The 12,657-nt window shown below is 73.9% G+C and carries 11 protein-coding genes and 2 tRNA genes; 4 read left to right on the forward strand and 9 right to left on the reverse strand.

The genetic code is table 11. The features are described from left to right. Positions 1–53: 53 nt before the first annotated feature. Positions 54–950, reverse strand: a complete 897-nt coding sequence (locus ACFY15_RS05525; protein WP_390686078.1) for a DUF2797 domain-containing protein — start codon at positions 948–950, stop codon at positions 54–56. Beyond that, positions 947–1,381, reverse strand: coding sequence for an Lrp/AsnC family transcriptional regulator (locus ACFY15_RS05530; RefSeq protein ID WP_390686079.1), 435 nt, complete (start codon positions 1,379–1,381; stop codon positions 947–949). The genes ACFY15_RS05525 and ACFY15_RS05530 overlap by 4 nt, the downstream gene beginning before the upstream one ends. 104 nt (positions 1,382–1,485) lie before the next feature. On the opposite strand from ACFY15_RS05530, the gene ACFY15_RS05535 reads away from it, so the two are divergent. Next, on the forward strand, positions 1,486–2,412 hold the full coding sequence (locus tag ACFY15_RS05535) for an SMP-30/gluconolactonase/LRE family protein (RefSeq protein WP_390686080.1): 927 nt from the start codon (positions 1,486–1,488) through the stop codon (positions 2,410–2,412). Between the two features lie 70 nt (positions 2,413–2,482). Here ACFY15_RS05535 and ACFY15_RS05540 read toward each other — a convergent pair. Further along, a tRNA-Arg gene (locus ACFY15_RS05540) sits at positions 2,483–2,555 on the reverse strand. Positions 2,556–2,886: 331 nt separating this feature from the next. Continuing rightward, positions 2,887–2,977 (reverse strand) — tRNA-Ser (locus ACFY15_RS05545). Positions 2,978–3,188: 211 nt separating this feature from the next. Here ACFY15_RS05545 and ACFY15_RS05550 point away from each other — a divergent pair. The 3 genes from ACFY15_RS05550 to ACFY15_RS05560 all read left to right on the forward strand — a co-directional run bounded on the left by ACFY15_RS05550 (position 3,189) and on the right by ACFY15_RS05560 (position 7,577). Continuing rightward, on the forward strand, positions 3,189–3,608 hold the full coding sequence (locus ACFY15_RS05550; RefSeq protein ID WP_390686081.1) for an SSI family serine proteinase inhibitor: 420 nt from the start codon (positions 3,189–3,191) through the stop codon (positions 3,606–3,608). A gap of 119 nt (positions 3,609–3,727) precedes the next feature. Further along, positions 3,728–6,988 (forward strand): PAS domain-containing protein, encoded by a 3,261-nt coding sequence (locus tag ACFY15_RS05555; RefSeq protein WP_390825068.1) that lies wholly within the window; start codon positions 3,728–3,730, stop codon positions 6,986–6,988. 13 nt (positions 6,989–7,001) lie between these two features. Continuing rightward, positions 7,002–7,577 carry an antibiotic biosynthesis monooxygenase gene (locus ACFY15_RS05560; RefSeq protein ID WP_390825069.1) on the forward strand — a complete coding sequence of 192 codons (576 nt, stop codon included), beginning with the start codon at positions 7,002–7,004 and terminating at the stop codon, positions 7,575–7,577. 22 nt (positions 7,578–7,599) lie between these two features. On the opposite strand, the gene ACFY15_RS05565 is transcribed toward ACFY15_RS05560, so the two are convergent. The 5 genes from ACFY15_RS05565 to ACFY15_RS05585 form a co-directional block, all read right to left on the reverse strand. After that, a complete protein-coding gene (locus ACFY15_RS05565) occupies positions 7,600–9,249 on the reverse strand; it encodes a long-chain fatty acid--CoA ligase (RefSeq protein WP_390825070.1) in 1,650 nt (549 codons plus the stop codon). A gap of 156 nt (positions 9,250–9,405) precedes the next feature. Beyond that, entirely contained in the window at positions 9,406–9,939 is a 534-nt protein-coding gene (locus tag ACFY15_RS05570; RefSeq protein ID WP_390686092.1) for a SigE family RNA polymerase sigma factor, read from the reverse strand. A gap of 133 nt (positions 9,940–10,072) precedes the next feature. Beyond that, a complete protein-coding gene (locus ACFY15_RS05575) occupies positions 10,073–11,239 on the reverse strand; it encodes a lipid-transfer protein (protein ID WP_390686093.1) in 1,167 nt (388 codons plus the stop codon). Continuing rightward, positions 11,236–11,625 carry a MaoC family dehydratase gene (locus ACFY15_RS05580; RefSeq protein ID WP_390825071.1) on the reverse strand — a complete coding sequence of 130 codons (390 nt, stop codon included), beginning with the start codon at positions 11,623–11,625 and terminating at the stop codon, positions 11,236–11,238. Before ACFY15_RS05580 ends, ACFY15_RS05575 begins: the two co-directional genes overlap by 4 nt. Continuing rightward, the gene (locus ACFY15_RS05585) at positions 11,622–12,656 is read right to left on the reverse strand and encodes an acyl-CoA dehydrogenase family protein (RefSeq protein WP_390825072.1); all 1,035 of its coding nucleotides are present in this window, start codon (positions 12,654–12,656) and stop codon (positions 11,622–11,624) included. The genes ACFY15_RS05580 and ACFY15_RS05585 overlap by 4 nt, the downstream gene beginning before the upstream one ends. Between the last annotated feature and the right edge of the window lies 1 nt (position 12,657).

Consider the following 12,657-nt stretch of genomic DNA (forward strand, 5'->3'; position numbering starts at 1 on the left):
CCGGGAGTCCAAAGGGATCCAAGTTTTGACCTTCGGGATCCGGCGGCTCCCGGTCAGAACAGCCCGTTCTGCCCGTCGTCCCGGGCGGGCGGGGCGACGGCCGCCGTCGGGGCGTCGGTCGCGACCCGGTCGGGTGCGGCGGCCAGCTCCCAGCCGGCCAGCAGCCGGGTGTCCACCACCAGCCCGTCGGCGAAGTGCAGGTCCGGCCCCGCGGCACCCACCAGCCGCCCCACGACGGCCGCGCCGGGCGCCAGTTCCGTGACCACGCGGGCCGGGGCGGGCAGTGCGGCCAGCCCGAACGGCCCGGCGTGGTCGGTGGTCGCGCACCCCAGCCGCTCCAGCGACTCCGGCCACCCCGGGAGCCCCGCCGCCCGGGCGTGCAGCTCGGCCACCTCCCGCGCCCGCTCGGCCTCCGGCGGCAGCCCGGCCCGCACGGCGCGCTTGCGGGCGTAGGCGATCCGGTCCGGCACCCCGAGGGCGGCGCGCAGCAGTTCCTCGGTCCGGCGCGCCGCCATCAGCGGCCCGCGCCCCAGCCAGGTCCAGGTCACCGCCCCCTGCTCCAGCAGCCGCACCGCACCGCGCTCCTCGGCGGTGATGCCGACCTTGACCATCCCGGGACCGAACCACGCCAGGTACACCCGGTACGGGCGCGGATCGGCGGCATTGGTGTCGGCCGCCACCGAGAAGGACCGGTCCAGCCGGGCGCACTCGGGGCACTGGGCGCTCCCGGCCCGCCCCGGTACGGTCCGGCCCGCCGGGCACGGGGTCCGCTTCCCGGCGCGCCGCACGCCGAGGCAGCGCCGCCCGCCCCGGGCGGCGAAGGCCAGCCGCTGCCCGTAGGAGAGCGGGCTGCCGCGCTCACCGCGCCCGGGCCCGGACCACCCGATGGCGGGCCGCTCCCCGCTCCACCGGATCCCGGTGCACCACCAGCCCCCGGCGGTGCCGGTCACAGGGGCAGCGGCCGCTCGAAGAAGGTCTCCAGGACCACGGTCGCCTGCGTCCCGCTGACCCCGTCGATGGCGTAGAGGCGGCGCAGCACGTCTTGGAGCTGCTCGGTGGTGGCCGTGCGGACCTTCACCAGTACGGAGGCGCTGCCGGCGATGATGTGCGCCTCCTGAATCTCCGGGATCGCCTCGAAGTCCCCACCCGACTCGCCCATCCACGCGTTGGAGTCGACCATCACGTAGGCCAGCACCCCGCTGCCGACGGCCGCCGGATCCACGTCGACCGTGGTCCGCCGGATCACCCCGCGCTCGCGCAGCTTGCGCACCCGCTCGTGGGTGGCCCCCGCCGAGAGCCCCACGGCCGTCCCGAGGGCGGCGTACGACTGCCCCGCGTCCTCCTGGAGGCGCAGGAGCAGCGCCCGGTCGATGTCGTCCACGCGTTCTTCCTCCCATGTGCCCGCCCTTGCGAAGACGGTACCTGATCCTGCAATCTCACCTTCAAGCCGAATCCTATTCGGCCTTTCACTCTTATGGGGGAATCATGTTGGGAATTGCCGACCTCGCCTTGTACGAGATCCTGGACGAGCGCTTCCGGACCGGCCGCTGCGCCAACGGCGACCTCCGTCTGGAGCGCCTCCACGACGACTGCCGCTGGGCCGAGGGCCCGCTGTACCTGCCGGCGTGGCGGCAACTGGTGTGGAGCGACATCCCCAACAACCGGATGCTCCGCTGGGACGAGGCGACGGGCGCGGTGTCCGTCTTCCGCACCCCGGCCGGCCACTCCAACGGCAACACCCTCGACCGCGAGGGCCGCCTGATCACCTGTGAACAGGGCAACCGCCGTGTCACCCGTACCGAGCCCGACGGCAGCCTCACCGTCATCGCCGACCGTCACGACGGCAAGCGGCTCAACAGTCCGAACGACGCGGTGGTGCGCTCCGACGGGTCGATCTGGTTCTCCGACCCCGACTTCGGCATCACCAACGACTACGAGGGCGGGCGCGCCCCGAGCGAGATCGGCTCCTGCAACCTCTACCGCGCCGAACCGGCCACCGGCGAGGTCCGCCTCGTGGCCGACGGCTTCCTCGGGCCGAACGGGCTGGTCTTCTCCCCCGACGAGAGCGAGCTCTACGCGGCCGACACCCGCGCGGGCCACATCCGCGCCTTCACGGTCGGGGACGACGGCACGCTGAGCGGGGACCGGGTCTTCACGGCGTGCCCCTCGGTCGACAACATCCGCTTCGACGACGAGGGCCGGCTGTGGGCTGCCGCGATGGAGTCGGGCGTGCACTGCTACGCGACGGACGGCGACCTCATCGGCCGCCTGCGCGTTCCGGAACCCGTCTCGAACATCGCCTTCGGCGGCCCGAAGAACAACCGCCTCTTCATCACCGCCACCACCTCGCTCTACTCGCTGGTGATGTCGGTGACGGGTCTCCCCCGCGTCCTGCCCGCCCGCCGGCCCTAGCCGACGGGGACGAACCGGCCGGACATACGCGAGAGGCCCTCAGGATTTCTCCTGAGGGCCTCTCGGGCTGTGCACTCGGCAGGATTCGAACCTGCAACCTTCTGATCCGTAGTCAGATGCTCTATCCGTTAAGCTACGAGTGCTTGGCTTCCCGGCGTTTTCTGCCCGGTTGGCCTTGCGAGAACAACAATACATGGACCTCGCCGGGACGCGAAATCCATTAGCCATAACGCCTCTGACCTGCGGAAACGCACTGAACGAAGATCGTCGGCCCGGATCCGGGCGGAGCGCGGGAGCCTCGGCGGGTACCCACGGAGGGCCGTCCCAAACGCCCGGGCGCGCCTTCGAGCCCCGAACGCACCGGCACACCGGCACACGACGAACGGCCTACGGGCGCGCGGCACACCGGCGGCACGCAGGCACCCCGAACGCACCGAAGCCCCGGTCCGTCAGGACCGGGGCTTCGGCGAGGTGCGGAGGCGGAGGGATTTGAACCCTCGATGGGGTGTAAGCCCCAAACCGCATTAGCAGTGCGGCGCCATAGACCGGACTAGGCGACGCCTCCAGCACACCCCCGTAACAGGGGTGCGTGCAGATGATGACACAGCCGCGGGGCCGGTCACCAATCCGCTCCCACGGTACAAGGAGCCGGGCCCACAGGGCAAAGCCTTAAGCCCTCTTCCTTGATCCCTTTCGCCCGGGCCCTCTCCCTCGCAACGTCCGGGCGGGCGGGTCGTTGGTGAGGCGTACGACGTACGGACGACCTGGAGTGCCCCATGCTGCGTCTCGCCGCCTTCGCCGTCACCTCCGCGCTGGCCGCCGCGACGGCCGGACCACTGCCGCCGCTGCCCCTGGGCCGGCTGCTGGCTTCCCCCGACCGGCTGACGATCGACATCTCCAAGGCGGGCGGCCTCGACGGCCGGTACCGCCTCGACTGCCACCCCGTCGGCGGCGACCACCCCAAGGCGGAGGAGGCCTGCGCCCGCCTCGACGCGCTCGCGAAGCAGGGCAGGGACCCCTTCGCCCCCGCGCCGAAGCCCGCCGTGTGCACCTTCCAGAGCGGCGGACCGGCCACCGCGCACGTCACGGGAACGTGGCACGGACAGAAGGTGGACAGCTGGTTCGGACGCGAGAACGGGTGCGCCATCGCCCGCTGGGACAACCTGGAACCCGTCCTTCCGACTGCGGGTGCCTGACCTGGGAGGATGCGGCGGATGGACGGTTTCCCCCGTTCATCCGCCCCCTCTCGGCGGGACGGTGCCCTTAGACTCCTCCCGTGACATGCCGGTAGTCGTGGTCAGGGAGGACGCTCGTCGTGAGCAGCAGGCCATCCCGAGGCGCTGCTCGCCTCGCAGCAATACTCGACGCGCTTCCGGACGCGCTGTTGCTCGTCAACGCCAACGGCACGGTCGTCAACGCGAATTCGATCGCCCTCGAGGTCATGGAGAGCCCCGGCACCGGTCTCGTCGGCCGCGGTGTGCTCGACCTCTTCCCCGAGTTCGACTCGAAACTGATCCCCGGTTCGATGCGCCGTCCCGGCGACGAGCTGACGGGCCGCTCCAAGCCGAAGCGGATGACCGCGCGCCGCACCGACGGCACCGAGTTCCCCGTCGAGGTCACCAGCGCCCACCTCGACGGCCGTGACGCCTACCGCGAGCCCCAGCCGTACACCGGCGACGAGCTGCTGATGCTGGTCGTGCGCGACCTCACCGAGGCCGTGGACACCGAGGCCGAGCTGGCCCGGTCCCAGCGGCAGACCGAGATGATCCTGCGCGCCGCCGCCGAGGGCGTGGTGGGCACCGACACCGACGGCCGCGTGGTCCTGGTCAACCCGGCCGCCGCCCAGATCCTGGGCTACCGCGCCACCGACCTCGGCAACCGCGAGCTGCACGGGCTGATCCAGCACTCGCGCGCCGACGGCTCCCCCTTCCCCTTCGACGAGTCCCCACTCGCCGACACCCTGCGCAGCGGGCGCAAGCACCGGGTCCGCGGACAGGTGCTGTGGAACAAGGCCGGCCAGCCCGTGGCCGTCGACCTGACCACCTCGCCCGTACGGGACGGGGACATGCTCGTCGGCGCGGTCATGACCTTCACCGACCGGCGCCCCTACGACGCGCTCGCCGCCCGCCACGCCCAGCTGGTGGCCGTGCTCGGGGACGCGCTGCGCGGTCCGCTGGAGGAGCTGCGCGGGGAGCTGGCCACGCTGGCCGCCGACGACGGCGGGCAGCTGTGGCCCGAGGCCAACCAGCTGCTGCACCATCTGGCCGCCGGGTACTCGCGGATGACCACCCTGGTGGACAACGTCCTCGGCTACCAGCGGCTGGACGCGGGCAGCGAGAAGCTCAAGAAGCGGAACGTCCTCATCAACGAGGTCGTCAAGACGGGCATCGACGGGGCGGTCGAGCTGATCGGCCCCGGCCGGGCGCAGTTCGCCGTCCACGCCCCGACCATCGAGGCCGAGGTGGACCCGGAGCGGGTCGCGATCGCCCTGGCGCACCTGGTCGCGGACGTGGCCGGGGTGGACGCCACCGGCAAGACCCGCCAGGGCAGCGGGTACAGCGACTCCACGATCGTGGTGGCCGCGGCCCAGCGCGGCGAGGTCGTACGGATCGAGGTGCGCGGCCCCTACGAGGGCGGCAACCCCGTGCACGAGCCGATCGTGCGGGGCGTCGTCACCGCGCACGGCGGGCTCCTGCAGACGGTGGAGGTGCCCGGCGCGCCGGGCGGGGCGTACGTCCTGGAGCTGCCGCTGGGCGCGGGGGCCGGGACGGTGGAGCTGCCCGAGCCGGAGGCGGCACCGGAGCCCGAGGCCGCCCCGGCGACCGTCTCCGGCGGCCGGCGGGGCCGGCGCGGGGTGGACGCCTTCCTGGAGGACGGCACCGGCGAGGACGAGGGCGCCGGGGGACCCGAGGCCGGAGGCGCGCTGGCGCTGCCGTCCGGACGCCGCCGCGCGGACGGTGAGGTCCCCGCGCAGGACGCCCAGGGGTCCGCTTCGGGCCCGGCGGAGCTCGCCCAGTCCCCGGTGAACCCGGCGGGGCTCGGCACCGGGCGCCGACGGGGCCGTGACGGCGACGACGGCCCGGGCTCCGGGCAGGCCGGCGGCGGACGGCCCGTGCCCCCGCAGGGCACCGCCCTGCCGGCGCTGCCGCCCGTACCGGCCGTTCCCCCCGTACCGGTGACCGAGCATCCGGCCGGGCGCCGGCGTGCGCTGGGGCCGGTGGCCGCACCCGCGCAGCCCGGCGGTCCGGTGCCCGCGGCCGGTCTCGCGGCTCCCGCCGGATCCCGCGTCGCGCCCGAGGGCGGCTTCGCCCTGCCCGCCGGCCCGTCCGCGGCCGCCCCGGGCGGCTCGGCCGAGGCCGACGCCGACGGCCCGGCCGGGCGCCGTGCCCGCCGGGTGCTCGGCGCGCCCGCGACCCCCGACCCGCAGGCCCCGGCCGCCCCCGGCGGCGGCGAGGACCCCGCGCTCCCGACCGGGCGGCGCCGCGCCCTGCCCGCGACCCCCGCCTGGCCCGTCCCGGCGGCCCGGACCGCGCCCGAGGACGCCGGTTCCGCGGCGGCCGCCGTGCCCGGCGCCCGGCAGCCCGGGGACGCCCCCGCGACCGGGCAGCCGATCAGCGTGCGCGCGCTCGGCACGCTCGGCCAGGGCCTCTCCGTGGACCCGGGTGCCGCGGGCCCCGGCGGGACCGGCTCCGGCCGGCGCCGCAGGCTCTCCGAACCCGCGCCCCAGGGCAGGGCCTTCGCCATAGGAGCCCCGGAGGCGGGCGCCGCCGAGGGTCCCGAGCCGCTCGACGGCCCGGGCGGTGCCGTCGAGGTGGTCAACCGCCCCGTGCCGCAGCCCGTGGACGACGAGCTCCCGCCCGAGCCGCTCGACAACCCGCGCCGGCTGCTCGTGTGGCCCGCGCCGGACGCGCAGACGCAGCAGGCGCTCAGCGACCGCGGCTACCGCCCGGTGATCGTGCACTCCCGCGAGGAGGTGGACGCGCAGATCGCGGCCTTCCCGGCGGCGCTGTTCGTCGACCCGCTGACCGGGCCCATCACCCGGACCGCCCTGCAGTCCCTGCGCCAGGCCGCGGTGGCCGCCGAGGTCCCCGTCCTGGTCACGGCCGGGCTGGGGCACGCCACGCGCGAGGCGGCGTACGGAGCCGACCCGGCCGTCCTGCTCAAGGCGCTGGCGCCGCGCGACAGCGAGCAGCACCCTTCGCGGGTCCTGCTGATCGAGGAGCACGAGGAGGTCGCCACCGCGCTGACCGCCGCGCTGGAGCGGCGCGGCCTTCAGGTCGCCCGTGCGGGCGCGGACACCGACGCCGTGGAGCTGGCGACCCGGATGCGGCCCAACCTGGTGGTCATGGACCTGATGCAGGTGCGGCGCCGGCGGGCCGGGATCGTGGACTGGCTGCGCGCCAACGGTCTGCTGAACCGCACCCCGCTCGTCGTCTACACGGCCACCGGGATCGAGCCAGCCGACCGGCCGCGGCTGGCCTCCGGGGAGAGCGTCCTGTTCCTGGCCGAGCGGTCGACCACCGCGGACGTGCAGGGCCGCATCGTGGACCTCCTGGCCAAGATCGGCACCAACTAGCCATCCTGGTCCGATGGCCCTCACCGACACGACCGAGCACAGCGTCCCCGCCGACAACGGGGAGGTGAGCCTGCTCATCGCGCGTCAGGTGGAGCCGGGCCACGAGGAGGCGTTCGAGACCTGGGCGCGCGGCATCCTGGAGACCGCCGCGCGCTTCCCGGACCACCTCGGCTACGGGCTGTTCCGGCCGGCGGCCGAGGGCGCCCCGTGGTTCCTGGTCCACCGCTTCCGCGACCAGGAGGCGTTCCAGCGGTGGCAGGACTCGCCCGAGCGGGCCGAGTGGTTCGCGAACTGCGAGGGCCACCACCACACCGAGACAGCCCGGCGCGAGCTGCACGGCATGGAGACCTGGTTCGCCAAGCCGGGTACGACCCGGCCCGCGCCGCCGCGCTGGAAGATGGCGATCAGCTCGGGGCTGGCCATCTTCCCGATCTCGCTGGTGGGCAACGCGGTGCTCGGGCCGTACCTGGTGAACCTCAACTCCGTGCTGCGGACGGCCGCCTTCGCAGCCGTCTTCAGCACCCTGATGACCTACGCGGCCATGCCCGCCGTCAGCCGGCTGCTGCGGCCGTGGCTGACCCGCGGCTGACGTCCGGCCGGCCGCCGCGGTCCTAGGCGAGGGTGGTGACGTCCAGGTCGCCGTCGGCGTACCGCTTGCGGATCACCTTCTTGTCGAACTTGCCGACGCTGGTCTTCGGCACGGTCGCGACGAACGTCCAGCGCTCCGGCAACTGCCACTTGGCGATCGACTCGCCGAGGAACGCGCGCAGCGCGGCGTAGTCGGCGGTGGCGCCCTCCTTGAGGACGACCGCGGCCAGCGGACGCTCGCCCCACTTCTCGTCGGGAACGGCGACCACGGCCGCCTCGGCGACCTCGGGGTGGGCCATCAGGGCGTTCTCCAGTTCGACGCTGGAGATCCACTCACCGCCCGACTTGATGACGTCCTTGGCCCGGTCGGTGAGGGTGAGGAAGCCGTCGGCGCTGATCACACCCACGTCCCCGGTCTTGAGCCAGCCGTCGGCGCTGAACTTGTCCTCGGGGCGCAGAGGTTCGCCGGACGCGCCGCCGTAGTAGGCGCCCGCGATCCAGTTGCCGCGGACCTCCAGCTCGCCCGCCGACTCCCCGTCCCAGGGCAGGACGTCGCCGCCGGGTCCGATGAGGCGGGCCTCGACGCCGGCCGGGAAGCGGCCCTGGGTGACCCGGTAGGGCCACTCCTCCTCGGCGCTGAGACCGGCCGGCGGGTGCGCCATGGTCCCCAGCGGGGAGGTCTCGGTCATGCCCCAGGCGTGGCAGAGGCGGACGCCGAGCTTGTCGTAGGCCTCCATCAGGGAGGGCGGGCAGGCGGCGCCGCCGATGGTGACCTGCTTCATCGAGGTCAGGTCGCGCGGGTGCGCGGTGACCTCGGCGAGCAGCCCCTGCCAGATGGTGGGGACGGCCGCGGCGTGCGTGGGCTTCTCCCGCTCGATCATCTCGGCGAGCGGGGCGGGCTGGAGGAAGCGGTCCGGCATCAGCATGTTGATGCCGGTCATGAAGGTGGCGTGGGGCAGGCCCCAGGCGTTCACGTGGAACTGCGGGACCACGATCAGGCTGGTGTCGTGGTCGGTGAGGCCCATCGACTCGGTCATGTTGACCTGCATGGAGTGCAGGTAGACCGAGCGGTGGGAGTAGACGACGCCCTTGGGCTCCCCGGTGGTGCCGGAGGTGTAGCACATGGCCGCGGCCTGGCGCTCGTCCAGCTCGGGCCAGTCGTAGTGGTCGGGGCGGCCTTCGAGGAGCTCCTCGTACTCGTGCACCCGTACGTCGATCCCGTCGAGGGCGGAGCGGTCGCCGACGCCGACGACCACGACGTGCTCGACCGTGGGCAGGTGCGGCAGCAGCGGCGCCAGCAGCGGCAGCAGGGTGCCGTTCACCAGCACGACCCGGTCGGCCGCGTGGTTGACGATGAAGACCAGCTGCTCGGGGGGCAGCCGCAGGTTGAGCGTGTGCAGGACCGCGCCCATGGACGGGATCGCGAAGTACGCCTCGACATGCTCGGAGTTGTTCCACATGAGCGTCGCGACCCGTTCGTCCTGCTGGACTCCGAGCCCCTCGCGCAGGGCGTGCGCGAGCCGTGCGGCGCGGACGCCGATCTCGGCGAAGCTGCGCCGGTGCGGCTCGGCCTCCCCGGTCCAGGTCGTGACCTGGGAGTCTCCGTGGATCGTCGACCCGTGGGCCAGGATCCGCGAGATCAGCAGCGGTACATCCTGCATGGTGCTCAGCAAAGCGTCCTCCCGGTGAGCGCTGCGGCGCTGCGGCGGCTGTCGGATGCTGCCGATTCTGCGCACGTACCGGTCGGCATGTCACTACCCGGGAGTACAAACAGGCTGGTCGATCACTGTCCGGGCCCACGGTGGCCGATGTTTCACGTGAAACAGGGGTCAGCGCCCCGGGGTGAGTTCGGGGTCCTCGCGGAGCTTGACCAGCGCGCGGGAGACGGCGCTCTTGACCGTGCCCACCGAGACTCCGAGCAGCTCGGCGGTCTGCGCCTCGCTCAGGTCCTCGTAGTAGCGCAGGACGACCATGGCCCGCTGGCGGTCGGGCAGCCGGGTCACCGCCCGCCACATCGCGTCGCGCAGCACCTGCACCTCCGCCGGGTCGTCGGAGGACAGCTCCTCGGTCTCGGGGACCTCCCCGCAGGAGAACTCGTCGACCTTCCGCTTGCGCCACTGCGAGGTGCGGGTGTTGACCAGGGCCCGCCGGACGTAGCCGTCCAGGGCCCGGTGGTCCTCGATGCGGTCCCAGGCGACGTAGGTCTTGGCGAGGGCCGTCTGGAGCAGGTCCTCGGCGTCGCACGGGTTGGCCGTCAGGGAGCGCGCGGTGCGCATCAGGGCCGTGCCACGGGTCCGGACGTACGCCGAGAACGACGGGTACGGCGTCGGGTTCGAGGCGAGCGTGCACACAGGCGTGGTCATGGCTCCACGCTAGGAGCGCGGGGCGCGTCTGGGATCGCCCGAAGGTGCCGAAGCGGGGTCCCCCTCAGGTTGTACGGCCCGGCCGAGCCCCACCTCCTGAAGGTGGAGGAGGGGCTCGCGACCAGGACCGGGGTCAGAGGTCGGCACCCAGGACCAGGCCGGAGGTCGGTACGCCGGTGCCGGCCGTGACGAGGGCGTGCTCGGCCCGCGGGAGCTGGTTGACAGAGGTGCCGCGCAGTTGACGGACGGCTTCGGCGATGCCGTTCATACCGTGCAGGTAGGCCTCCCCGAGCTGGCCGCCGTGGGTGTTGAGCGGGAGCGCGCCGGCGGCCGTGAAGTCGGCGGCCTCACCGGGTCCGCAGAAGCCGAACTCCTCCAGCTGCATCAGGACGAAGGGCGTGAAGTGGTCGTAGAGGATGGCCACGTCGATGTCGGAGGGCCGCAGCCCGCTGGTCCGCCACAGCTGGCGGGCGACCACGCCCATCTCCGGGAGCCCGGTGAGGCCGTCGCGGTGGAAGGAGGTCATCGCCTCCTGGCGGCGGCCCGCGCCCTGGGCGGCCGCCGTGATCACGGCGGGTTTCCGCCGCAGGTCGCGGGCCCGCTCGGCAGTGGTGACGACCAGGGCCTGGCCGCCGTCGGTCTCCTGGCAGCAGTCCAGAAGCCGCAGGGGTTCGACGATCCAGCGGGAGGCGGCGTGGTCGGCGAGGGTGATGGGCTTGCCGTGGAACCAGGCGGCGGGGTTGGTGGCGGCGTACCTGCGGCCGGTGACGGCGACGTGCCCGAAGGCCTCCGGGGTGAGCCCGTAGGTGTGGAGGTAGCGCTGGGCGGCCATGGCCACCCAGGACGCGGGGGTGAGCAGGCCCCAGGGCAGGGACCAGCCGAGGGCCGCGCCCTCCGCCGAGGGCTCGCGCTGCTGGACGCCGGAGCCGAAGCGGCGGCCGGAGCGCTCGTTGAAGGCGCGGTAGCAGACGACGACCTCGGCGATCCCGGTGGCGACGGCGAGGGCGGCCTGCTGCACGGTGGCGCAGGCGGCGCCGCCCCCGTAGTGGACGCGGGAGAAGAAGGAGAGCTCCCCGACGCCGGCGGCCTGGGCGACGGTGATCTCGGGGCTGGTGTCCATCGTGAAGGTGACCATGCCGTCGACGTCGGCGGGGGTGAGCCCGGCGTCGTCGAGGGCCGCGTGCACCGCCTCGACGGCGAGTTTGAGCTCGCTGCGGCCGGAGTCCTTGGAGAACTCGGTCGCGCCGATGCCGGCGATGGCGGCGCGGCCGCCCAGGTCGTCGCGGACGCGGACGCTCATGCCCCGGCCCCCAGGGTGACGGTCACGGTGCCCGTGACGTGGTGGCCGAGGCCGTTGGCGCCGAGGATCCGGATCTCGGCCGTGTCCCCGTCGAGGGCGGTGACGGTGCCGGTGAGGGTCATCGTGTCGCCCGGGTGGTTGGGGGCGCCGAGGCGGATGGCCACCTTGCGCAGGACGGCCTGCGGCCCGAGCCGGTCGGTGACGTACCGGCCAACGAGGCCGTTGGTGGTCAGGATGTTCATGAAGATGTCCGGGGAGCCCTTCTCGCGGGCGAGTTCCGCGTCGTGGTGCACGTCCTGGTAGTCGCGGGAGGCGATGGCGCCCGCGACGATCAGGGTGCGGGTGACCGGGATCTCCAGTGGTGGCAGCGCGTCGCCGACGTTCATGCGTCCTCCCCTTCGGATATGAGCGCGCCCAGCTCGGAGAGCAGCTCGCTGCCGCAGCCCAGGTGGGCGTCCAGCTGGCGCCCCCACAGGAAGTGCCGGTGTACGGGGTGGTCCAGGTCGGCGCCCATGCCCCCGTGCAGGTGCTGGCCCGCGTGGACGACCCGTTTACCCGCCTCGGAGGCCCACCAGGCCGCCGTGAGGGCGTGCTCGCGTGCCGGGAGTCCTTCGTCGATGCGCCAGGCCGCCTCGTACGCGGTGACCCGGATGGCCTCGGTGTCCATGTAGGCGTCGGCCGCGCGGAGCATGACCGCCTGGTTCGTGGAGAGCGGGCGGCCGAACTGCTCACGGGTGGAGGTGTGCGAGACGGCGCGGGCCAGCGAGCCGGCGCAGACGCCCGCCTGGAGTCCGGCGAAGGCGGTCCGGGCGGAGGCCAGCACCGCGTCGTACGCGTCCGGGCCGCCGAGCCGTTCCGACGGGGCGTCGGCCAGGGTGAGGCGGCCCGCCGACCAGGGGGCGGTCGTCTCCACCGGCCGCGTGCCGACGCCGGGCGCGTCCGTCCGTACGAGCCACAGCGCCCGGTCGCGGTCCGCGACCAGGACGTGCGTGGCGTCGCGCAGCCAGGGGACCGCGGGGACGGTGCCGGTGAGGCGGCCGTCGGGGGCGGCGGTGACCGCCCGGCGGGCGGGGAAGGCGCCGGTGGCGACCGCTTCGCCGGAGCCGAGGGCGGGCAGCAGGCGGGCGCGCTGTCCGGCGCTGCCGTGCGCGGCCACGGGCAGGATCCCGTAGGCGCAGGTGGCGGCGTAGGGGACCTGGGCGGTGGTGCGGCCCTGCTCCTCCAGGAGGAGGACGAGTCCGAGGAGGCCGACCTCCTCGACGGCGGCGGTGAGGCCGGCGGCGGTGAGGGCCTTCCACAGTTCGGAGTCGCTGCCGCTGCCGGCCGCGGCGAGGCGTTCGTGGGTGGCGAGGTCGCGGAAGATCCGGGCGGCCAGTTCCGCCGCCGCGGCCTGTTCCTCGGTGGGGTGGAAGTCCATG

It is taken from the genome of Streptomyces sp. NPDC001373 (genome assembly GCF_042895815.1).
Classification (GTDB): domain Bacteria; phylum Actinomycetota; class Actinomycetes; order Streptomycetales; family Streptomycetaceae; genus Streptomyces.

Excerpts from the sequence above, each read along its gene's own strand:
- ACFY15_RS05550 (WP_390686081.1), top strand. The coding sequence starts at position 3,189 with ATGCTGCGTCTCGCCGCCTTCGCCGTCACCTCCGCGCTGGCCGCCGCG.
- ACFY15_RS05580 (WP_390825071.1), bottom strand. The coding sequence starts at position 11,625 with ATGAACGTCGGCGACGCGCTGCCACCACTGGAGATCCCGGTCACCCGC.
- ACFY15_RS05575 (WP_390686093.1), bottom strand. The coding sequence starts at position 11,239 with ATGAGCGTCCGCGTCCGCGACGACCTGGGCGGCCGCGCCGCCATCGCC.
- ACFY15_RS05560 (WP_390825069.1), top strand. The coding sequence starts at position 7,002 with ATGGCCCTCACCGACACGACCGAGCACAGCGTCCCCGCCGACAACGGG.
- ACFY15_RS05585 (WP_390825072.1), bottom strand. The coding sequence starts at position 12,656 with ATGGACTTCCACCCCACCGAGGAACAGGCCGCGGCGGCGGAACTGGCC.
- ACFY15_RS05535 (WP_390686080.1), top strand. The coding sequence starts at position 1,486 with ATGTTGGGAATTGCCGACCTCGCCTTGTACGAGATCCTGGACGAGCGC.
- ACFY15_RS05570 (WP_390686092.1), bottom strand. The coding sequence starts at position 9,939 with ATGACCACGCCTGTGTGCACGCTCGCCTCGAACCCGACGCCGTACCCG.